12 protein-coding genes are annotated in these 20,410 nt (G+C 72.8%); 6 read left to right on the top strand and 6 right to left on the bottom strand.

Annotation, left to right across the window (positions count from 1 at the left end; all coding sequences use genetic code 11):
* Positions 1-46 precede the first annotated feature (46 nt).
* The 5 genes from AMK33_RS22655 to AMK33_RS22635 all read left to right on the top strand — a co-directional run bounded on the left by AMK33_RS22655 (position 47) and on the right by AMK33_RS22635 (position 8,093).
* Positions 47-508: an SRPBCC domain-containing protein gene (locus AMK33_RS22655; protein WP_073934742.1), complete on the top strand. Its 462-nt coding sequence runs from the start codon at positions 47-49 to the stop codon at positions 506-508.
* A gap of 167 nt (positions 509-675) precedes the next feature.
* A complete protein-coding gene (locus AMK33_RS22650) occupies positions 676-2,088 on the top strand; it encodes a cytochrome P450 (protein ID WP_073934741.1) in 1,413 nt (470 codons plus the stop codon).
* Complete coding sequence (locus AMK33_RS22645) at positions 2,063-3,073, top strand: (-)-alpha-amorphene synthase (protein ID WP_107425193.1); 1,011 nt, start codon at positions 2,063-2,065, stop codon at positions 3,071-3,073. The genes AMK33_RS22650 and AMK33_RS22645 overlap by 26 nt, the downstream gene beginning before the upstream one ends.
* A gap of 198 nt (positions 3,074-3,271) precedes the next feature.
* Positions 3,272-6,181, top strand: a complete 2,910-nt coding sequence (locus AMK33_RS22640; protein WP_073934740.1) for an ATP-binding protein — start codon at positions 3,272-3,274, stop codon at positions 6,179-6,181.
* Between the two features lie 679 nt (positions 6,182-6,860).
* On the top strand, positions 6,861-8,093 hold the full coding sequence (locus AMK33_RS22635; protein ID WP_235618166.1) for an extracellular catalytic domain type 1 short-chain-length polyhydroxyalkanoate depolymerase: 1,233 nt from the start codon (positions 6,861-6,863) through the stop codon (positions 8,091-8,093).
* A 377-nt stretch (positions 8,094-8,470) separates the two neighbouring features.
* On the opposite strand, the gene AMK33_RS22630 is transcribed toward AMK33_RS22635, so the two are convergent.
* The 6 genes from AMK33_RS22630 to AMK33_RS22605 form a co-directional block, all read right to left on the bottom strand.
* A complete protein-coding gene (locus AMK33_RS22630) occupies positions 8,471-10,429 on the bottom strand; it encodes a hypothetical protein (protein WP_073934738.1) in 1,959 nt (652 codons plus the stop codon).
* Positions 10,426-11,586: a VWA domain-containing protein gene (locus AMK33_RS22625; protein ID WP_073934737.1), complete on the bottom strand. Its 1,161-nt coding sequence runs from the start codon at positions 11,584-11,586 to the stop codon at positions 10,426-10,428. The genes AMK33_RS22630 and AMK33_RS22625 overlap by 4 nt, the downstream gene beginning before the upstream one ends.
* On the bottom strand, positions 11,583-13,916 hold the full coding sequence (locus AMK33_RS22620) for a DUF5682 family protein (RefSeq protein WP_073934736.1): 2,334 nt from the start codon (positions 13,914-13,916) through the stop codon (positions 11,583-11,585). Before AMK33_RS22620 ends, AMK33_RS22625 begins: the two co-directional genes overlap by 4 nt.
* Complete coding sequence (locus tag AMK33_RS22615; RefSeq protein WP_073934735.1) at positions 13,913-15,010, bottom strand: AAA family ATPase; 1,098 nt, start codon at positions 15,008-15,010, stop codon at positions 13,913-13,915. The genes AMK33_RS22620 and AMK33_RS22615 overlap by 4 nt, the downstream gene beginning before the upstream one ends.
* 8 nt (positions 15,011-15,018) lie before the next feature.
* Complete coding sequence (locus tag AMK33_RS22610) at positions 15,019-18,324, bottom strand: DUF4132 domain-containing protein (RefSeq protein ID WP_073934734.1); 3,306 nt, start codon at positions 18,322-18,324, stop codon at positions 15,019-15,021.
* A 490-nt stretch (positions 18,325-18,814) separates the two neighbouring features.
* Positions 18,815-19,237, bottom strand: a complete 423-nt coding sequence (locus tag AMK33_RS22605; RefSeq protein ID WP_073934733.1) for a secondary thiamine-phosphate synthase enzyme YjbQ — start codon at positions 19,235-19,237, stop codon at positions 18,815-18,817.
* A gap of 92 nt (positions 19,238-19,329) precedes the next feature.
* Here AMK33_RS22605 and AMK33_RS22600 point away from each other — a divergent pair, with 92 nt between their 5' ends.
* Positions 19,330-20,400, top strand: a complete 1,071-nt coding sequence (locus AMK33_RS22600) for an NAD(P)-binding domain-containing protein (RefSeq protein WP_073934857.1) — start codon at positions 19,330-19,332, stop codon at positions 20,398-20,400.
* Positions 20,401-20,410 lie beyond the last annotated feature (10 nt).

Below are 20,410 nucleotides of genomic sequence, written 5' to 3'. Positions count from 1 at the left end.
GTCCCCGCTCCTCGCGGGGGCTTCCTCGTCGCGGCACGATGGGACCATGTACACGACCCGCGCCTCGGGACATGTGAACGCGCCCCGTCCGGCCGTCTACCGGGCGCTGGTGAGCGCGGAGGCGGTCGCGTGGTGGCGGGTGCCGCCGGGGATGCGGAGCGAGGTGCACGTGTTCGAGGCGCGCGAGGGCGGCGGGTTCCGGGTCTCCCTGACCTACGACTCGCCCGGCGCGGTCGGCAAGTCGTCCCCGCGCACCGACACCTACCACGGCCGCTTCGCGCGGCTCGTGCCCGGCGAACTGGTGGTGGAGGTCCTCGAGTTCGAGACCGAGGACCCCGGACTGCGCGGCACGATGACGATCACCACCACGCTCACCGAGGCCGGCGGCGGCACGGATGTGCTGATCGTCCACGAGGGCGTCCCCGACGCGGTGCCCGCCGCCGACAACGAGACGGGCACCCGCTCGGCACTGGCCCGGCTCGCCCGTTTCGTGGAGGCGCACGCCTGAATTCCTGTGCTCCCCCGTGCACCAGTGCGCCCCCTTGGCGACGGCATTCGGTACGTCGGGTGCCGGTCCAGTGTGGGCAGGACGGAGTTCGAGTGCCACATGTATGTGGACTCGTACATGTGGACTCACTGAATTCCGTTTGTGTCGCTCGAGACAGGTGGTATTCGATGAGCAATTGCGTTCATGAACCGGCGTCGGCCTGGAGGTCGGGAATCGCGCCGGGCATATTCCCGTCCGTCGGCCACGGTATCGCCTTGTTCCGGCGCCCGCTGGAGTTTCTGAATTCTTTGTCCGCGTACGGCGATCTGGTGGAGATACGCCTGGGTCCGATGCGTGCCTGGGTGGTGTGCCACCCGCGACTGGTCCACGAGATGCTCAGGGACACCCGCACCTTCGACAAGGGCGGCCCCCTCTACGAGCGGCTCCGGGCCCTGATGGGGGACGGGGTCGTCACCTGCCCGCACGGCGATCACCTCAGGCAGCGCAGGCTGCTGCAGCCCGCCTTCCGCCCGTCCAGCGTCGCCGGCCTGACCGGGGCGATGGGCGAGGAGGCCGAGTCGGTGTGCCGGACGTGGCGGGCGGGGCGGAAGGTCGATGTCAGCGCGGCCATGATGGCCCTGACCACGGGGGCGATCAGCCGGGTCCTGCTCTCCGACTCGCTCGACGCGGCGAGGGCCGCCGAGGTGCGGGACTGCCTGGCCGGGATCGTCCACGGACTGTTCGTGCGTACGGTCCTCCCGGTCGACGCCCTGTTCCGGGTGCCCCTGCCCGCCAACCGCCGGTACCGGGACGCGGTCGCCCGTCTGCACCGGCTCGTGGACGCGGCGATCGCCGAGCGCCGTGCGGGCGAGCCGCGCGACGACCTGCTGGGGGCCCTGCTGGCGGCGGCCGACACCGGTGAGCACGGGGTGACCCCCGGTGAGGTGCACGACCAGCTCGTCTCCCTGCTGCTCACCGGGTCGGAGAGCCCCTCCCTGGGCCTGTCCTCCACGTTCAGCCTGCTCGCACAGCATCCGGAGGCCGAGCGCGAACTGCACGCCGAGGTCGACTCCGTACTGGACGGGCGCACCCTCCCCACCTCCGACGATCTGCCGCGCCTCCCCTACACCCGGGCCGTGATCAGCGAAACCCTGCGCCACTCCCCGCCCGGCTGGCTCTTCACCCGGTCCGCCATCAGGGACGTCGAGTTCGGCGGGCGCCGCCTGCCGCGCGGGGCCACCGTTCTGTACAGCCCGTATCTGCTGCACCACGCGCCCTCGTCGTTCCCCGACCCCGAGCGGTTCAGGCCCGAGCGGTGGCTGTCGGGCGAGCACACCGACCAGCCGTACGGCGCGATGGTCCCGTTCTCCGCGGGCAGCCGGAAATGCCTCGGGGACTCCTTCGCCATGGCGCAGAGCACGGTGGCGGTCGCGACCATCGCCCGGCGCTGGCGGCTGCGGCACCCCCCGGGGCCCGTCGCGCCGGTGCGCCCCGCGGTGACGCTGGGCCCCAGGTCGCTGCGGATGATCTGCGAACCGCGCGGTGAAGGGCTCGGCCGGCGATCCCGAGGGGCGGGTGACAACCTTGTCGACCACACATGAGGACATCACGGCCGGCACCCTGCGCGGAATTCCCGGCTCCGATCTCAGGGACCTGATCGACACCCATCTGCACATGCCGTTCCCGTTCCGGACCAATCCGCACGAACACCGGGTCACGGCGGGCGTCGAGAAGTGGCTGCGGAAAACGGGACTGGCGGACGAAAGCTGGGTTCCGGAAATGATCGCCCGTACCCGCCCGGCCCAGCTCGCCTCCTACAACGGCCCGGAGATGGATTCCGGTCTGCTGCAGATCGTCGCCAATCAGATCGCCTATCAATTCGTCTTCGACGACCGGGCGGAGGAGGTGGGCCGGCAGGGACCCGGCCGGCTGCTGCCCATGCTGGACGAGAGCATCGCCGTACTGCGGGACGACGCGTCGCCGTCGACGCCGCTCGGCGCGGCCCTGGCCGATCTGCACCGGCAGGTCCGCGAGCGGTGCACGCCCGCCCAGGCCGCGCGATGGGCCGTCAAGAGCCGTGAGTACGTGCACGGCCTGCTGTACGAGGCGGTGGCGCAGGCCGACACCGCCCCGCTGCCGACCGGACTGTGCACGTCGATACGGTCACTGACCGCGGGGGTCGAGCCCTTCCATCCGCTGTGCGAGGCGGCCCAGCCGTGCGAACTGTCCGACGCCGAACTCCATCACCCGGTGATGCGGCGGCTGACCCGGCTGTCGGCCGACGCGGCGGTGTGGATACCCGACCTGTACTCCGCGGTGAAGGAACGGCAGGCCGGCGGGATGATCAATCTGGCCCTCGCCCACCAGCGGGCCCACCGCTGCTCCCTGCCGGTCGCCGTCATGCTGGCGATCCGGCAGATCAACCGCACGATCGACGAGTTCGTCGGCCTCTTCGAGGAGATCAGGCCGCGGCTGAGTCCCTCGGCCGTCGGTTACGCGGAGGGCATGGCCGGCTGGATCCGCGGATGCTGCCACTGGTCCCGCACCGTCCCGCGCTACGCCGACACGGCGGCGGCCCCGGCCTGACCCGGGCACCGCCACGGGCCCGCGCCCCGGGCGCGATCCATTCGAATGCCCCTACCCACAGGAGGGATGCCTCAAGCCGTCGCCGCCTTCGATTCACCCGTCCTGTCGTGGTCGTACCGTAAGACGGACACGGTGCGCCGCGGCAGGCATACGCTCGTCTGCCACCCGTTGGCCGAACGACAGGAAGCGGTACGGCACATGGCGATCGAGCGGCGGCAGCATGTCACCGAGTCCCGGCCGTTGCTGGAGCGCCGACGGGAACTCCGGGCGCTGGACGAGGCGTTGGCGGCCCTGCGGGACACCCGGGACGGGGTGCCGCAGGTGCCGCGCGGCGGGCTCCTCGTCTTCACCGGCCCGGGCGGGATGGGCAAGACGGCGCTGCTGGCGCAGGCCCGCTCCCGCGCGCTGGCCCAGGGGGTCACCGTGCTGTCGGGCTGCGGCGGCCAGAACGAGCAGGAGCTGGCGTTCCGTGTGGTGCGCCGACTCCTCCAGCCCTCGCTGGCCGCGATGGACGGCGGCGAGCTCCGCGCCTTCCTGGGCAGCTGGTACGACGTCGTCGCCACCGCGCTCGGCCTGGAGGCGGGGCCCGGCCCCCACGTGCCCGACCCGTCCGGGGTCCGCGAGGGCCTGGACTGGGTCATGACCCGGCTCGCCGCGCGGAAGGCACCCATGGTGCTGCTGCTCGACGACCTGCACTGGGCGGACGTCGAGTCCCTCGACTGGCTCACCTCCTTCGCGCCCCGGGTGGCGGATCTGCCGCTGCTGATCGTCCTCGCCCACCGGCCCGACGACCTGCCGCGCGAGGCGGAGCCGCTGCGCGCCCTGCCGGGCAGTCTCGGCACCCGCCCCTACGCGCTGGAGCCGCTCACCTCCGAGGCGGTGGCGCGGATCGTCAGGGACGAGGTGGGGGACGAGGCCGAGGACGAGTTCTGCGAGGAATGCCGGCAGGTCACCGGGGGAAGCCCGTTCGAGACCGTCGAACTCGCCATCCGCCTGGGCGAACGCAATCTGCGGGGCACCCGGCACGAGCTGCGCGCGATGCGGGACCTCGCCGCGGCGGTCAAGGGCCGCGGACTGGTCGAACGCCTGCGCGCCCTCGGGACGACCACCGTCCGTTTCGCCTACGCCGCGGCCGTGCTCGGCGAGTCCGTGTCACAGGAGCTCGCCGCCACCATCGCCGTGGTCGGCAGTGAGGCGGCCGCCGAGGCGACGGAGCGGCTGCGCGCCGCCCGGATCCTGGCCGAGGACGACGGGAGCGGGGACGGACTCGCCTTCGTCCACCCGCTGATCGCCACCACCATCTACCGTTCCATCGCCCCGGCGCTGCGGGTCGGACTGCACAACGGGGCCGCCGAGGCCATCCGGGCCGCCGGGTTCGGGCCGGCGGCAGCCGCCCGGCACCTGCTGGAGGTGCCCTGCGACGGCCGCGTCGAGGCGGTGGCGTGTCTGCGCGAGGCCGCCCGCGAGTACATGCGGGCCGGCGCCCCGGAAGCCGCCCGGCGGCTGCTGACACGGGCGCTCCAGGAGCCGCCGCCGCCGGAGCAGCGCGCCGAGCTGCTGCACGAACTCGCCTCCTCCACCTTCCTCATCAAGCCCACGGCCACGGTCGCGCACCTCCGTGAGGCGCTGGCGGAGCCCGACATCGACCCGGAGCTGCGGGCGTCCATCGTGTACCGGCTCACGCAGGCGCTGGCGCACATCGACGAGGTGGCCGAGGCCGCGGCCGTCGCCGCCGACGAGGCGCGGCGCACCCCGCATCCCCGGATCAAGCTGCGGATGCAGGCCGACCACTTCGTGTGGAGCTCGTACCGCACCGACGAGCCGGACCCCGCCGCCCGCTCGCGCAGGCTCGCCAGGCTGGTCGCGCAGGTGACCGGCCGTGGCCTGGAGGAGCGGTACATCCTGGGCCTGCGGGCCTGGGAGGCGGTGGTGTGCGGCGAGCCGCGGCAGACGGCCCTGGAGTACGCCGAGCGGGCCCTGCGGGGCGGGCTGAGCTGGACCGACGAGAACCGGGGCTTCGAGGTGCCGGTGGCGGTGGCGATGGTGTTCCTGTACGCCGACCGGCCGCGGCGGGCCGAGGAACTGTTCAGCAAGGGCATGGCGGAGTGCGAGGCGAAGGGCTGGCGCGGCTCCCACCTCGCCCTGGGCCAGACCCTCTCCGGGTACATCCGCTACCGCCGGGGCTCCCTGGCCGAGGCGGAGAACCTGGTCCGGGAGGGGCTGCGCATCGCCGACCGGGTGGAGGGGGCGGTGCCCGCCCAGTGGTTCGCCGTCGGCATCCTCGTCCAGACGCTCCTGGCCCGCGGGCGTACGGCGGCGGCCCGCCGGATCGCCGACCACCACCGCTACGGCGGACTGGTCCCGAACGCCGTCATCTACCCCGACCCGCGCACGGTGTACGCCGAGCTGCTGCTGGCGGAGGGCCGTGCGGACGAGGCCGCCGCGCTGCTCCGTGACGTCGGGGACTGGCTGGACGGGCGGGAGTGGCGCAATCCCGCCTGGTGCGCCTGGCAGTCGGGGCTGGCGTCCGCGCTCGCCCGCAGCGCGCCCGACCTGGCGGTCCGGCACGCGCAGGACGCGGTCAAGCGGGCCCGGGACTTCGGGGCGGCCTCGGCGATCGGGCAGGCGGTGCACACCCTGGCCGAGGTGACCGGCGGGCCGGCCTCGCTCGACCTGCACGCGGAGGCCGTCGGCCACCTGGAACAGTCGCCCGCGGCCTACGAGCTGGCCCGCGCCCTGGTCGGCCACGGGGCGGCGCTGTCCCGCACCGGGCAGTTGCAGGAGGCCGCCGACCGCCTCTACCGCGGGCTGGAGGGCGCCGTGCACTGCGGCGCGGAGGCGCTGGCGGGACGGGCCAAGGACGAGCTCGCCGCGGCCGGACTACGACCGCTGCCCCTGCGCTACGCCCAGACGGACACGCTCACCGCGCCCGAACGGGAGGCCGCCGAGCTGACGGTCCGGGGAGCGTCCACGGCGGTGATCGCCGGGAAGCTGCGCCTCACGGAGCAGGGCGTACGCCATCTGCTCTCGTCGGTCTACCGCAAGATCGGCACGGACGCCTCCGGCCTGGCGGCCGCACTGGAGTCGTTTCCCCGGCCCCGGTCCTGAACAAGCCGCGGCCGAACGGGGCTTCCGTCTCGGCCGACTCGCAGCGGGACGGGGGGCGTCGCCGCCGCGCACCCCCGCGGTCGGGAAGGCGTCGCCGATCTCGAACACCACTTCCAGGTCGGGACCGCCGCTGTACGGCACGACACCGGTGCCGAGTTCACCGACGCCGATGAGCGCCTCCTCCGCCACCTCGGACAGCCGGCGGCCGCGGACCACCGGGCGGGCTGCCGCCTCGGCGCGAGCCCTGGCAGCGGCGGCACGCCGCATCGGACTCAACGAACCACTGACGGTCTGACCCGCCAGGGCGGCAGGGGGTCTTGACCGGCCTTGACCCACGCACCTGAACCCGGGGCCCAGGTGGCCCGATGACCTCCGAAATCTTTCGAATCCATCACCGAAATGTCTGATCGTCCAGCTCCCGGCAGAGCGGCCAAAGGGACTCATGAAGCGAACCACGTGATCAATTACGAAGTGAGTCACTGCTGTTGACTACCCACAGTCCCACTCTTAACTTATCCGCATCAATTCGACAGCGGGACTGAAACTTTCGAAGTGCTCGAGTTGTCACACCCCTCGCATCGGCCACATCGGTTCCATCGCCCCCTGCGGAAAGGACACTCACGTGAAGGCCAGACGAAAGTTACGGATACGCCCACTCCTGCTGGCGTTGTTCGGCGGGGTGATCCCCCTGCTCGCCGGCTTCCTCCTCACCACGCCGAGCGCACGGGCCGCCTCCCTCACCGAGGTGACCAACTTCGGGAACAATCCCGGCAACCTGCGCATGTACGAGTACGTGCCCACCAGTGCCGGAGCGAACCCGCCGGTTCTGGTCGCGGTCCACTACTGCACCGGCACCGGGCCCGGCTTCTACTCGGGCACCGAGTTCGCCTCGCTGGCCGACCGGTACGGGTTCATCGTGGTCTACCCGGACGCCAACGTCAGCGGCCAGTGCTTCGACGTGTCCTCCCCGCAGGCGCTCAGGCACAACGGGGGCAGTGACCCGACGAGCATCGCCTCCATGGTGAGTTACGTGGTACAGCGCCACGGTGCCGACGCCGGCCGCGTCTACGTCGCCGGGGCCTCGTCCGGGGCGATGATGACCAACGTGCTCCTCGGCGCCTACCCGGACGTCTTCGAGGCCGGGGCGGCGTTCATGGGCGTGCCGTTCGGGTGTTTCGCCACCACCGACGGATCGGGGTGGAACAGCGCCTGCGCCAACGGCCAGATCAGCAAGACGCCTCAGCAGTGGGGTGACCTGGTGCGCGCCGCCCATCCCGGCTACAGCGGGTCGCGGCCGCGGATGCAGCTCTGGCACGGCACGACGGACACGACGCTGAACTACAACAACTTCGGCGAAGAGATCAAGCAGTGGACCGACGTGCTGGGCGTGAGCCAGACCCCGGTGCTCACCGACAGCCCGCAGTCCGGCTGGACCCGCACCCGCTACGGCGCCAACAGCACCCAGGCGCCCGTCGAGGCCATCAGCGTCTCGGGCGTCGGCCACAGCCTGCCCACCTCCGGCATGACCACCAGGGCCATCTCGTTCTTCGGCCTGGACCAGAGCACGCCACCGCCCACCACCCCGCCGACGAGCGGTGCCTGCCAGGTGACGAACGCCGTCAGCGCGTGGAACAACGGTCTCACCGACAACATCACCATCACCAACACCGGTTCGTCGACGCTCAACGGGTGGACGCTGACCTTCACGCTGGGCTCCGGACAGACCATCACCTCCGGCTGGAACGCGGCCTTCTCGCCCACCAGCGGTGCGGTCACGGCCAAGAACGTCAGCTACAACGGGACACTCGCCCCGGGCGCCAGCACCTCCATCGGCTTCCAGGCCACTCACACGGGTAACGCCGGAACTCCGACGGACTTCGAGCTCAACGGATCCGCCTGCCAGTCCGGCTGAGCCGACCCGGCTCCCTCGTCCACGGGCCCGGCCGGACGGACTCCCCGGCCGGGCCCGTATCCGGCACGTACGTCGTCGCACTGGCTGCTCGCCCCCGAGGGCACCCCGCAGAACGATCCGTGACCCCGGCGCTTCGGCGAATCCCTAGCCGAGGAAGCTCAGCCGTACCCGGCGGTCGGGGTTGTCGCGGTTGGTGTCCACCAAACTCCGTTAAGGCAACCCCGAGGATAGCTGGCCTCCCTGTCGGCGCCACCAGCCGCCCGCCCCGCGACTACTCCACGTGGACCCGGCCTGTCCCACCGAACCGAGAGCTGATCGAGGATGACGTGCACAAGATGCTGGGGCTCAACGTGCACGCACCGGACCGTCATTTCCGGTCACGGCGATGTATACGGGCCGGTCCGGTGGAGTTCCAGGGTTGTGGCGAGGCGGATGACGGCGGTGTGCCAATGGGAAGTGGCGGGGGCCGGGCCATGGGTGCGGAGGGTGGTTGTCACGGCGGAGACCTTGTCCGCGGTGGTGTGGAAGCCGGTTCGGTGCAGGAGGGCGGCTGCTGATTCGAGGGCGTCGTGGTCGGTGGCAGTCAGGTTCTTCAGGCCGTGGTGGGCGGCCTCGGCGAGGGCGGCGAGGGCCTGTTCCAGGGCGGTGGTGAGGGGGTCGTCCGGAGGGTGCGGGGCGACGGGGAGGGCGGTGTCGCCGTCGCCGGGGGCGAGGTCGGGGACGAGGACGCCGTGTGAGGTGCGGACGGCGAGAGGGGCGAGGAGGACCCTGCCCCGGTCATGGCGGAGGGAACCGCTGATCCGGTCGGCGGTGCCGGAGGCGAGGGCGTCGGCCAGGGCGTCCAGGGTGCCGGGGCAGTGGGGGTTGTGCGCGGTGCTCAGCAGGGCCTCGTTGCCGGCCGGGTCGTGAAGGACGGCTTCGAGGCGCTGTGCGGCCGGGTCGTACCGCACGGGTCCGGTCTCCGCGACGGCGAGGACGCGCATGGACTCGGCCTCCACCCGAGGGCGGACGAGGCGGGGAGGGAGGGTACCTGGGGCGGGGAACTGTGCGGCGAGGTCGGTGACCAGCAGTCCGGGCGGCAGGTCGTCCCAGGCGGCGCCGACGGGGGTGACGGAGGTGGTGGCGATCCGGCCGCGGGAGATCTCCACGGCACGGCCGGCTGTGCGGGAGGTGGCCTCGCTGACCACGTTGGCGGCGGCAAGGGTGCGCAGGTTCGTACCGAGGATCCTGCGGGAGCCGAGGTCGTGGCCGGTGGGCGCCTGACCGTCGGGCAGCTCCCAGCGTTTGTGCAGAACGAGGACGACACCGGCATCGGGGTGGGCGAAGAAGACGTCGGCGGTGCGGTCGTCGGCGGAGCCGTCGACGTGGCAGCCGAGGGCGACGAGGCGGACTCGGCGCAAGGCCGTGCGGGCCGTCTCGGCGGTGCCGAGGACGGCTGCGGGGTCGGTGGGGGCGGCGCGGTGACGGGCGTGGAGTTCGGCGAGGAGCAGGGCGTGGGTCTCGCGGTCGTGGCGGGCGCCGCGGACGGCGTGCTCGGCGAGCTGGTGGCGTATCCCCTCGAGGACCGCGGCGGGCCAGTGGCGGCCGGCGGCCGCGAGGGCGGCGCCGGCACGGCGGAGGGTTCCGTCCAGGACGGGGCCGGCCTGGGGGACGCCTTCGACGAGGAGTTCGTCGACGAGGTCCATGGCTGCACGGTGGGCGCTGTCGCCGTTGTCCGGGGTTGTTTCCCTTCCTCCGACGGTGACTCGGTCGCTGCCCTCGGTGTCGGCGGCCCGGAAGGCCCAGACGGCGAGCACGACCGTCGCGCCGCGCAGCGGCTCGGCGGCGTCGGTGACGGCGAAGCCGGGGCGGTGGGGCACGGGGAAGCGGACGGTGCAGGCGGGGAGTTCGACGGCGGGAACGGGGTCGGCGGGGGTGGGGCGGTGGATGACGGCCCGGTAGCCGCGGTCACGGGTGCGACGGGCTGCGGTGAGGGCGGGACGGCCGAATGCCTCGGCGAGGGCGGTGTCGTCGATGCTTCCGGGGGACCAGTCGGTGAAAGGCGGCGGGGTGTCCGATGCGGTCGCGGTGCGCTGGTAGGCGAGGACGAGGCCGATGCGGTGGCGGCAGACTCCGTGGGCCTCGCAGCTGCAGCGGGCGTCCTGCAGGGTGGTGCCGGGCGGCAGCCGGGTCTCGGTGCCGTCAGGAAAGCGGCCGTGCACGGTGTGGTCGTCGGTGACGTCCAGGTCGGGGCCCGCTCCGGCGTCGAGGTCCTTGGCGGCGCGTTTGACCAGGCCGCGGTTGGCGAGGGCGGCGAGGGTGTCGGGGGTGAGGGCGAGCAGGTCGGTGCGGGTCATGCCGTTCGTCCTCCGTGGGCCATTCTCCCGGCGACGAATTCGGCGAGGTGGCCGGGGGTCATGGCGCCGATGTGGGCGCCGGCCTCGGCGAGGCGGCCGGCCAGGTCGCGGTCGTAGGAGGGGGCGGCCTCCTCGTCGAGGGCGGCGAGGCCGAGGACGGTGACACCCTGACCGGTCAGGTCGCGGACGGTGCGGGTCAGGCGGTGGGCGTCGCCGCCCTCGTAGAAGTCGGTGATCAGGGCGACGATCGTGCGGCGCGGGTTGCCGACGAGGCCGGCGGAGTAGTCGACGGCGCGGGCGATGTCGGTGCCACCGCCGAGCTGGACCTTCATCAGGAGTTCGACGGGGTCGGTGACGTCGGAGGTGAGGTCGACGACCTGCGTGTCGAAAGCGACCAAGTGGGTGCGCAGTCCGGGCAGGCCCCAGAGGCAGGCAGCGGTGACGGCGGAGTGGATCACGGATCCGGCCATGGAGCCGGACTGGTCGACGAGGAGGATCAGCTGCCACTGCTCGATGTGGCGGCGGGTGCGGGAGTGGAAGTGCGGCTGCTCGATGAGGATGCGGCGGTCCTCGGGCCGGTAGTGGGCGAGGTTGGCGCGGATCGTGGCCCTGAAGTCGAAGTTCCGGGCGAGGGGGGTTCGGCTGGGGCGGCGGGAGCGGGCTCCGGCGAGAGCGCGCCGGATCTCCGGCCTCAGCCGCTCGGTCAGGTCGCGCACGACGGCTTCGACGATGCGCCGGGCGGCGGCCAGAACCTGCGGGTTCATCAGGTGTTTGGTGCGCAGCACGGCCCGCAGCAGGCTGGTGCTGGGTTCCACGCGGAGAAGAACGTCGGGGTCGGTGACGATCTCGTCGATGCCGTAGGTCTCCACGGCGTCGCGTTCGAGGCGTTCGACCGTCTCCCGGGGGAAGAGACGGTGGATGTCGTCGAGCCAGTCGACGACGGCAAGCGTGGAGGGGCCGTCGCCGCCCTCCCGGCCGTCGGCGGTGCCGCGGCGTTCACCACGGCGGGCGAGGTCGTCGTCGCGGCCGTAGAGCCACTGGAGGGCGGTGTCGCGGGCGGCGTCCGGGCCGTCGAGGCCGCCGGTGCGGCGTTCGGCGGGGGCGCCGAGGATCAGCCGCCAGCGTTCCAGTCCCGCGCGGGGGTCGTCGGGGGTCATCGGGGTGCTCCGAGGGCATGCCGGTCGAGCAGGAGGTCGGTGTGTTCCTCGAGGGCCGCGGCACGGGCGAGGAGCAGCGGGTCGGCGGTGGTGCGCAGCAGGGTACGGGCGGAGCCGTGCAGGTTCCGGCGGTCGAGGAGGAGTTGTGCGACGCGTTCGCGTTCGCGGGGCGGGAAGAAGGCGAAGGCCTGACGCAGGGCGGGCAGGGCGTGGAGGAAGACGTCGTCGGTCATGGTGGTGACGACGCCGTCCAGGGTGTCGAGCAGGGACTGTTCGCCCTTCGGGGCGGGCCGCAGGACTTCTTCGCGGGCGAGGGCGAGCAGGCCGGCCAGCCAGTCGCCGAGGACGGCGGGGTCGGCCGCGACGGCGAACGCTTCGGCCTCGCCGGCGGGTTCGGCCAGGGCTCCGAGGGCACGGCGCAGGCCGAGGGCGGCGCCGCGCAGGTCGGCGGGGGCGTGCCGGTCGCGGGCGATGCGGGCGGCGGTCGCGGCGGCGGTTTCCGGGGTGAGAGCAAGGGCGGGTGCGGCGTGGAGGAGGGCGTCGCGGGCGGCGGTCAGGGCGCGCAGGCGGGGGACGTCGACGCCGGGCGGGCCGCCGTGGAGGCCCTCTACGAGGTGGAAGAGCCGGTCGACGGCGTGGTCGAGGACGGTGCCGAGCAGCGGGTCGCGGGCGGTACCGAAGACGCGGTCATGGCGCCAGAGGCCCAGGACCACGGCGAGGGCCCGCCCGAGGGGGCCGGGGTCGGCGGTGGTACGGATCCGGTGGGCGAGGCCGTTCAGGAGGTCGCGGGAGAGGGTTCCGGCTCCGCAGAGGACGGCGTCGAAGAGGAGGGCGGCGGTGGTCCCGGCGTCGGCGGCCGTACCGGTGTCGCGGAGGCGGCGGGCGAGGAGGGCTGTGGCGGCCTCGTCGGGGCGGGCTCCGTAGGCGCCGGCCTCGGTCAGTGCGGCGTCGCGGCCGGTGCGGGGGCAGGGTTCCCAGGTTTCGTGGTCGCGGGGGTCGGCTCCGTGGTCGGGGCCGGTGAGGCGGGTGTGGCCGGGGATGCCGAGGATGCGCAGTTGGTGGAGGAAGCGGCTGCGTTCGAGCCCTCGGGGGTCGGTGAGGTCGAGGTCGAGGGTGCGGTCGCCGTCGAGGCCGAGGCGGATCTCCTCGGCCCTCACGTGGTGGATCAGGGGTGGCAGCGGGGTGTCGGGGTGGAGGCGGCCGGTGCGGTCGCCGGTGCAGGCGACGACCGTTTCGACGACGGCGGGGTGGGCGCCGGGCCTCAGGGGGCCGTCGGTGTTCCAGGGGAGCGGCTGGTCGAGGTCGTCGGTGATCAGTGCGGCGGCGAGGCCGTCCAGGACGTCGACGCGGGCAGGACGGGGGTGTCCGCGGAGGGCGGCGAGGCCTTCGGTGAGGGTGTGGGCGGAGATCAGGGCGGCGGTGGAGGCGGGGAGCCGGCGGGCGCGGAGCCGTTCCACGACGGTGCGATGGAGGATTTTCGCGGCCGCGTCGGGGCCTTCGTCCCACAGGTGCTGGTAGTAGCCGGGGGACGGCATGCCGGACTGGTAGCCGGCGAAGGCGTCCATCTGGCGGAAGGAGTAGGGCACCAGGAAGCTGCCGCCCGCAGCCCCGTCGGGCGGGACGGGCACCGGGGGCCATGCGGCGGGTTCCGCGCCCGGAGACGTGCCGGGGGCGGCGGTGAGGGCGCGCAGGGCGGGCTGGTGGAAGCCGCCGGTCACCACCAGGACCGGCCGGCTGCCGGCATGTGCGACTGCGGCACGGACCCAGGAGGCCATGTACTGCTCGCGGGCGCGGTCCCCGTCGTCGGCCTCGGTGTCGCCGCGCACCAGGGCGAAGTAGGCGTCCAGGCGGTCCTGCAGGCCGTCCGGATCGGCGATCTCGAAGAGGCGGTCCCACAGGGCGTCCACGGTGTCGACCCGGTAACGGGCGCGGAGCCGTTCGGTGGCGCGGCTGTAGCGGGCCTCGGCGTCGGCGTAGCGGTTGGCCGCGCCGTCGGGGCGGTCGGTGAAGGCGCGGTGCCAGGCGGGCAGGTCGATGAACCGGACCTCGGCGCCCGCGGTGCGGCCCTCGGTGAGTGCCACCCATTCCGGGGAGTACGCGCACAGCGGGGTCCAGGAGGTGGCGATCCGTTCGGTGTCGCGGTGGTGGCTGAAGACGGCGATGGGCAGTTCGTGTCCGAGGAGCAGTTCGCCGATCCGGTCGTTCATGTCGGCGGGGCCTTCGACCAGGACGTATGCCGGGCGCAGTTCGCGGATCGTGCGGCGGACGAGGCCGGCGCAGGCCGGTGAGTGGTGGCGCACCCCCAGGAAGGTGACGCGGGCGGTGCTCACCGTTGGTCCAGCAGGTGCCGGGCCTCGTGGAGGGCCTGCCACTGGGGGCCTCGGCGCAGGCGGGCCTGCTGTTCGAGGAAGCGGCGCAGGCGGGCGAGGTCCTCGGGGCTGTCCTTGGCGGCGGTGCCGGCGAGACAGGAGACGATGTCGGCGGCGTTGCCGGCCTCGCCGCGCAGGAACCAGCCGCGCAGGCCGACGGCGTGGGCCGTGGAGACGGCTTCGGCGGTGCTCATCACTGCGGAGGGCCGGTCGCCCTGACCGGGTGCGCCGCGCAGTTCGCGGAAGGTGCCGACCAGTACCTCGAGGACGTCCGGGTCGGGTGCCCGCTCGACTCCGGACTCGCGGAGCAGGGCGGTGGACTCGGCTTCGACGAGGGCGAGTTCGGTGTCGAGGTCGGGTATCGGGAAGACGGTCTCGAAGTTGAAACGGCGTTTGAGTGCGGCGCTCATCTCGTTGACGCCGCGGTCACGGGTGTTGGCGGTGGCGATGACGTTGAAGCCCTGGCGGGCGAAGACCATGCCGTCGTCGCCGTCGAGTTCGGGGACGGCGACGACGCGTTCGGAGAGCAGGGAGAGCAGGCAGTCCTGGACCTCGAGGGGGCAGCGGGTGATCTCCTCGAAGCGGACGATGCGTCCCTCGGCCATGCCGCGGAGCATGGGGGCGGGTACCAGGGAGCGGCGGGAGGGGCCTTCGGAGACCAGCAGGGCATAGTTCCAGGAGTACTTGATCTGGTCCTCGGTGGTGGCCGCGCCGCCCTGCACGGTGAGCGTGGAGGTGCCGCTGACGGCTGCCGCGATGAGCTCGGAGAGCAGCGACTTGGCGGTGCCGGGTTCACCGACGAGCATCAGACCCCGGTTGGTGGCCAGGGTCACCAGGGCCCGTTCGACGAGCGAGGGGCTGCCGACGAACTTGCGGCTGATGCCGGCGTCGGGGTCTCCGACCACGAAGCGGAGGGCGGCACGGAGGCTGAGCTGCCAGCCGGGCGGCCGCGGGTCGGCGTCCCCGGCACGCAGCTCGGCGAGTTCGTCGGCGTGGCGCACTTCTGCGGGCGGGCGCTGCAGGCGGGGCGGGTGCGGGTCGCTCACTGTGGTCATGGCGGGGCTCACTTGGCGGTGATGTCGGTCAGGTCGGCGAGGATCTCGGAGGCGATGACGGGGTCGATCTCGCCGAGGCGGTGCGGGTACGTGTGGCTGCCCCAGTAGTCACCGGGGGCGGTGTCGATCCAGATGGTCTCGAGGGTCTGGTCGGGGAACGCGTCGACCATGCCGACGGCGATGCCGTCGTCGAGGGCGATGACGAGGTGGCGGTCGCGGGTGATCGGGCGGGAGAACCAGCGTTCCACGCCGTTGTCCTCGGGCGTGCCGCGTTCCCAGCCGCGCTTGGTGAGGCCGAGGAGCTTGCCGACGGGGACGGTGACGCCCTCGAAGCGGGCCAGCCGGTGGCCGGTGGCCTCCTCGTCGGTGAAGGCGTGCACGGGGCGCCCGAGCTGCGGGAAGGGCTGGAGGATCTCGTAGTCGGCGAAGAGGTCGGCCCAGGCCTCGAGTTCGTCTCCCAGATGGAGGGGGTGGGCGAGGCGCACGGTGGCGTCGGCGGGGAGGGTCCATGCATCGTCGTGGACGTCGGCGAGGGTGAGGTCCTCGGCGACACGGAACGCGGTCACCATGCCGTCGCCGTCACCGTCGCCGAGCCAGACCAGGCGGCGCACCAAGTGGCGCAGAAGGGGGTGCTCGACGAGCAGTTCGCGGAACTCGGCGGCGGTCCAGGAGCGGCCGGTGACCATGGCTGCCTCCAGGCGGCGCAGCTGGTCGGAGGCAATGGTCCGGACCTCCTTCTTGAGGGCGGCGAACCGCTTGCGCTCGGCGGGGGCGAGTTCCGGGTCGTCCTTGACGCCCGGGGCCGGCAGGGCCTTGCGGAGCTTGCCGCTCTCGTCGCGGACACAGGGGCGGAGCTGTTCGTCGAAGGTGACGGTGAAGCGGCGCGGGCCGTAGTCGATGACCGTGCTGCCGTCATCGGCGAGGCCGAGGTCGGGGACCAGCCGGTCGGCGAGCTGGTCGATGGTGAGGCCGAGTCCTTCGGCGACCTCGTCGATCTTCTCCCGGGCCCGCTTCTTGAGGGCCTTGAACGGCACACGCTGGGAGATGCCGTGCAGATGGCGCAGGGCGGTGTCGGTGCCGATCACGGCGAGGACGGTGAGGCCCTCGACGGCCCGATGGTGGGCGTTCTCACCGGGCCAGGCACGCACGAGGGGGGTGAGACGGCGGACGGTCTCGTCGTCACCGAGGAGGCCGAGGGCGTGGAGGGCCCAGCTGTCCTTGGCCGGCATGCCGTGGAACCGCCACGTCTCGAAGAGGGCCCAGGCGAACTCGGCGAGGGAGCCGGCATCGCACTGCTCGGTGACGGTGGCGAGGCCGGGGTAGACGTCACCGGGCTTGGAGATCTGCAACATGGTCGTCACGTGGCGGACGGCGTCGGCGGGCAGGGCGCCGCGGCCGCCGGTGAGCCGGATCTGCGGGAACAGGGCGGGGTCGGCCCAGACACAGGGGGACGGCATCCTCGCCGGGAGGGCGGCCTCCAGCGGATCGCCGGCGAGGAGGTCGGCGACGATCTCCTCGGCCTCGGCGCCGCAGCCGGCGGCGATCTCCCGCACGGCCTCGGCGCCCACCTCTGCGGCGAGTTGCCGCAGGGCGTGTTCGGCGTGGGTGCGGGGCGTGCCCGCCGGGCCGACGGCATCGGGAACGAGGAAGGCGGCCGCGGCCAGGCCGTGGCGGCGGAGCCAGGCGAGAACCGTGGGCCTCAGCGACTGGCGGCGCACCAGCCACTCGGCCATCTGCCGGGCCACCTCGGCGCTGCGGTAGGGCAGCAGCAGGCCGCAGGCGGTGGCCGGGTAGCGGGCGGCGAGCCGGCTCAGCATCGGCAGGGCGTGCAGGCCGTGGCGGGCGGCGACGGGCCTGAGGTGGCTCTCGGTGTCCCAGACGTGCTCGGGGGCGAAGGCATCGAGCAGTGGGCGTACGACGTCCTCGGGACCGGTGACGAAGAGGCGGGCGGCGTGGATGTTGCCCCGCCATGTCCCCTGCTGCATCTGCTGGATCTCACGGGACCAGTCGTGCTCGCGCCACCAGGGGGTTTCGGCGACGACGGTGGCCGCCCAGGCCTCCTGCTCCCCGGGCTTCCAGGCCACCTCGGCCTGCGGCGCCCCGGGGACGTCGCGGGCCACGCGGGCCTTGCGGCTGGTGCGCTTCCGGGTCCACGGCGGGGCGACCAGCAGGGCGGGGAGCGCCTCCGCAGGCGCTTCTGCGTCCCGTTCGCCCCGCTTCAGCAGCGGGGCGACGACAGCTGCGGACGCTTCGGGCAGGGCGGGCAACGTCTCCTTCGCGAGCTCCGGGTGGGTCACCACGTGCAGGGGCAGCAGCATCCGGGAGAGGGACGCCTGTTCGCTGTCGCCCGCCGCGGCGGCGGAGAGCAGCCGCAGGGCCCGCCGAGGGTAGCGGTTCATGGCGTCGAGCAGGGCGGGGCGGACATTGCGGTCGCCGCCCTGCTTCAGCAGCAGGCGGAAGGCGTCGTCGGTGGGCAGTTCGGCGGCCCAGCCCGCGACGTCCCGGTGTCCGTCGGATCCGTAGGCTCCGTCGAACGCGTCCTCCAGCAGGGATCCGACGTCGGGACCGAGCCGGCTCGCGAGGGTGGCGAGCAGCTGGAGGTTCCAGCCGTTCCAGCCGAGTCGTGCTCCTTCGCCGATGCGGGCGATCTGCTCCGGCCGGTACAGGGAGAGAAGGAGCATGCGCCGCAGGACGGAGTCGTTCGGTATCGGGCCGTCGCAGCACTCGTCGACCCAGGCATGCTCCTCGGGTACCAGGTAGGAGACCACGATGCGGCGCTCGGCGCTGTCCCGGAGGCCGGCGAGGGCCTCGACGGTCCGCCGTCGGGTCTCCTCGTCGACCGCCGCGAGCAGGTCCCGGACACGGGTGGCGGTCTCCCGCACGTGGTAGGTCTGGTAACCGGTCGCTCTCCGCAGCGCCGCATCGTACCGTCGGGAACCTGCCTGCATGTAATGGGGGTTGACACATCCCAGCTCCACGACGGCACGGGCGGCGAACGGCAGGCCGTGTTCGGTCACGCAGGCGTCGACGAGCACGTCCACCATCGTGTAGTGCCAGCCGACGGCGATCTCCACGGCGGCTCCGAGCGGAGAGGGACTGCCCTCCCGGTGGGCCCGGCCCTCCTTCACCAGCTCCGGGTCGCTGTCGGAGGAGGAGAACATCTCCTCGAACCAGGCCGCCTCCTGCGCGTAGCGGCGAGCGGCCTTCTCCACCGCGTCCTCGGCCGGCTTCGCGGCGGCCCGGAGCACGGGCAGGGCCCGCAGCCAGGAGGCGGGCATCTCGAACCGGTCCTCGTCGGCAATGTCCTGGTGCATGGCGCTGTTCCTCCCCGTCACCCGTTGCACGGGGACCTCATGAGCAGTTACCGATCACGTTAGACCTCGGCACTGACAACGGTCGGGCCCGTGCACGCCTGGGCGACGGCGCATCCGCATCGCAGGCCCCTGCCCCCCGAGTTCCCGTTCGCCTCGCCCTACCAAAGCATGCCGACGAAGTGGGGCGGACAGATCCCGAACCCTGTCAAATGCGGCGCTCAGGGCGTGAACACACGCGCCGTCAAGGGCAGCGACGGGAAGTGGCGAATGGAGCCGATTCCTGGTTACCACGTTCCCACGTGGACCGAGTCCTGCGGACGTTCCGCCATGTCCTTCAACCAGAATCGAGTGTCCATGAACGTGTACGCGGGTGCAGGCTGCTGCACCGCCAGCAGACGAGGAACCCGTCGGCAGCCTTGACAGCAGCCTCACTCCGGGGGCAGTTGGTGCGGCCGGACCTGCCATCTACAGTCCGCACCGAGTAGGCGCCCTATCCGAGAAAGCTCAACCGCACCTGACGGTTGTGATTCGAGACGTTCGTGTCGACCAGGCACACCGACTGCCAGGTGCCCAGTTCCAACCGTCCGTCCACCACCGGGAGCGTCGCGTGCGGCGGGACGAAGGCGGGCAGGACGTGGTCGCGGCCGTGGCCGGGGCTGCCGTGGCGGTGCTGCCAGCGGTCGTCGGCGGGCAGCAGGGTGTGCAGGGCGGACAGGAGGTCGTCGTCGCTGCCGGCGCCGGTCTCGATGACGGCGATCCCCGCCGTGGCGTGCGGCACGAAGATGTTCAGCAGGCCGTCCCGGCCGGCCGCCGTCTCCCGCAGGAAGGACTCGCAGTCGCCGGTGATGTCGACGACCCTCTCGTCGGAGCCGGTGGCGATGGTCAGGACTCGGGTGGTGAAGGCATCGGACATGTGCTCCATCCTGGCCCATGCGCCGGGGTTCCCGCGGGAGCACCGACGGGAAGATCCACGGCCTCCGCCTGGTTGGTAGAAACGTGAACAACATGCGCGAGGTCGAGGTAGTCGTCATAGGCGCCGGGCAGGCCGGACTGTCGAGCGCCTATCACCTGCGGCGGACGGGGTTCGAGCCGGACCGCGACTTCGTGGTGCTGGACCACTCCCCCGGTCCCGGCGGCGCCTGGCAGTTCCGGTGGCCGTCACTGACGTACGGCAAGGTGCACGGGATGCACGCGCTGCCCGGCATGGAGCTTGACGGCGCCGATCCTGCGCGGGCCTCCTCCGAGGTGATCGGCGAGTACTTCGACCGCTACGAGCGGACCTTCGACCTGCGGGTACGGCGTCCGGTGGACGTACGGGCGGTGCGCGAGGGGTCCGGCGGACGACTGCTGGTGGAGACCTCGGACGGCGACTGGTCGACGCGGGCGCTGATCAACGCCACCGGTACCTGGGACCGGCCGTTCTGGCCGCGCTATCCGGGCCAGGAGACCTTCCGGGGGCGGCAGTTGCACACGGCGCGCTACCCGGGGCCGGAGGCGTTCGCCGGGCAGCGGGTGGTCGTGGTGGGCGGCGGCGCCTCGGGCACCCAGCACCTGCTGGAGATCGCGCCGTACGCGGCGGCCACGACCTGGGTGACCCGGCGGCCCCCGGTCTTCCGCGAGGGCCCCTTCGACGAGGAGGCGGGCCGGGCGGCCGTGGCGCTCGTCGAGGAGCGGGTACGGCAGGGTCTGCCGCCGCGCAGTGTCGTCTCCGTGACGGGGCTGCCGCTCAACGACGCGATCCGCCGGGGTCTGGCGGACGGTGTGCTCGACCGGCAGCCCATGTTCGACCGGATCACGCCCGACGGTGTGGAATGGGCGGACGGACGGCGGGTGGCGGCCGACGTCATCCTGTGGGCGACCGGCTTCCGCCCCGCCGTCGAGCACCTCGCCCCGCTGCGGCTGCGGGAGCCGGGCGGCGGCATCCGGGTCGAGGGCACGCGGGCGGTCGCCGACCCGCGGATCCATCTGGTCGGCTACGGTCCTTCGGCGAGCACCATCGGCGCCAACCGGGCCGGACGCGCGGCGGTGCGGGACATCAGGCGGCTGCCGGCTCGGGAGGAGCGGGCCGCGGCGTGACGGCCGGGGA

It is taken from the genome of Streptomyces sp. CB02400, assembly GCF_001905725.1.
GTDB lineage: Bacteria > Actinomycetota > Actinomycetes > Streptomycetales > Streptomycetaceae > Streptomyces > Streptomyces atrovirens.
The sequence above is the reverse complement of the archived record's forward strand: the minus strand, read 5'-3'. Positions and strand labels throughout refer to the sequence as shown.

Excerpts from the sequence above, each read along its gene's own strand:
- AMK33_RS22650 (WP_073934741.1), top strand. The coding sequence starts at position 676 with ATGAGCAATTGCGTTCATGAACCGGCGTCGGCCTGGAGGTCGGGAATC.
- AMK33_RS22610 (WP_073934734.1), bottom strand. The coding sequence starts at position 18,324 with ATGCACCAGGACATTGCCGACGAGGACCGGTTCGAGATGCCCGCCTCC.
- AMK33_RS22655 (WP_073934742.1), top strand. The coding sequence starts at position 47 with ATGTACACGACCCGCGCCTCGGGACATGTGAACGCGCCCCGTCCGGCC.
- AMK33_RS22625 (WP_073934737.1), bottom strand. The coding sequence starts at position 11,586 with ATGACCCCCGACGACCCCCGCGCGGGACTGGAACGCTGGCGGCTGATC.
- AMK33_RS22605 (WP_073934733.1), bottom strand. The coding sequence starts at position 19,237 with ATGTCCGATGCCTTCACCACCCGAGTCCTGACCATCGCCACCGGCTCC.
- AMK33_RS22630 (WP_073934738.1), bottom strand. The coding sequence starts at position 10,429 with ATGACCCGCACCGACCTGCTCGCCCTCACCCCCGACACCCTCGCCGCC.
- AMK33_RS22615 (WP_073934735.1), bottom strand. The coding sequence starts at position 15,010 with ATGACCACAGTGAGCGACCCGCACCCGCCCCGCCTGCAGCGCCCGCCC.
- AMK33_RS22600 (WP_073934857.1), top strand. The coding sequence starts at position 19,330 with ATGCGCGAGGTCGAGGTAGTCGTCATAGGCGCCGGGCAGGCCGGACTG.
- AMK33_RS22640 (WP_073934740.1), top strand. The coding sequence starts at position 3,272 with ATGGCGATCGAGCGGCGGCAGCATGTCACCGAGTCCCGGCCGTTGCTG.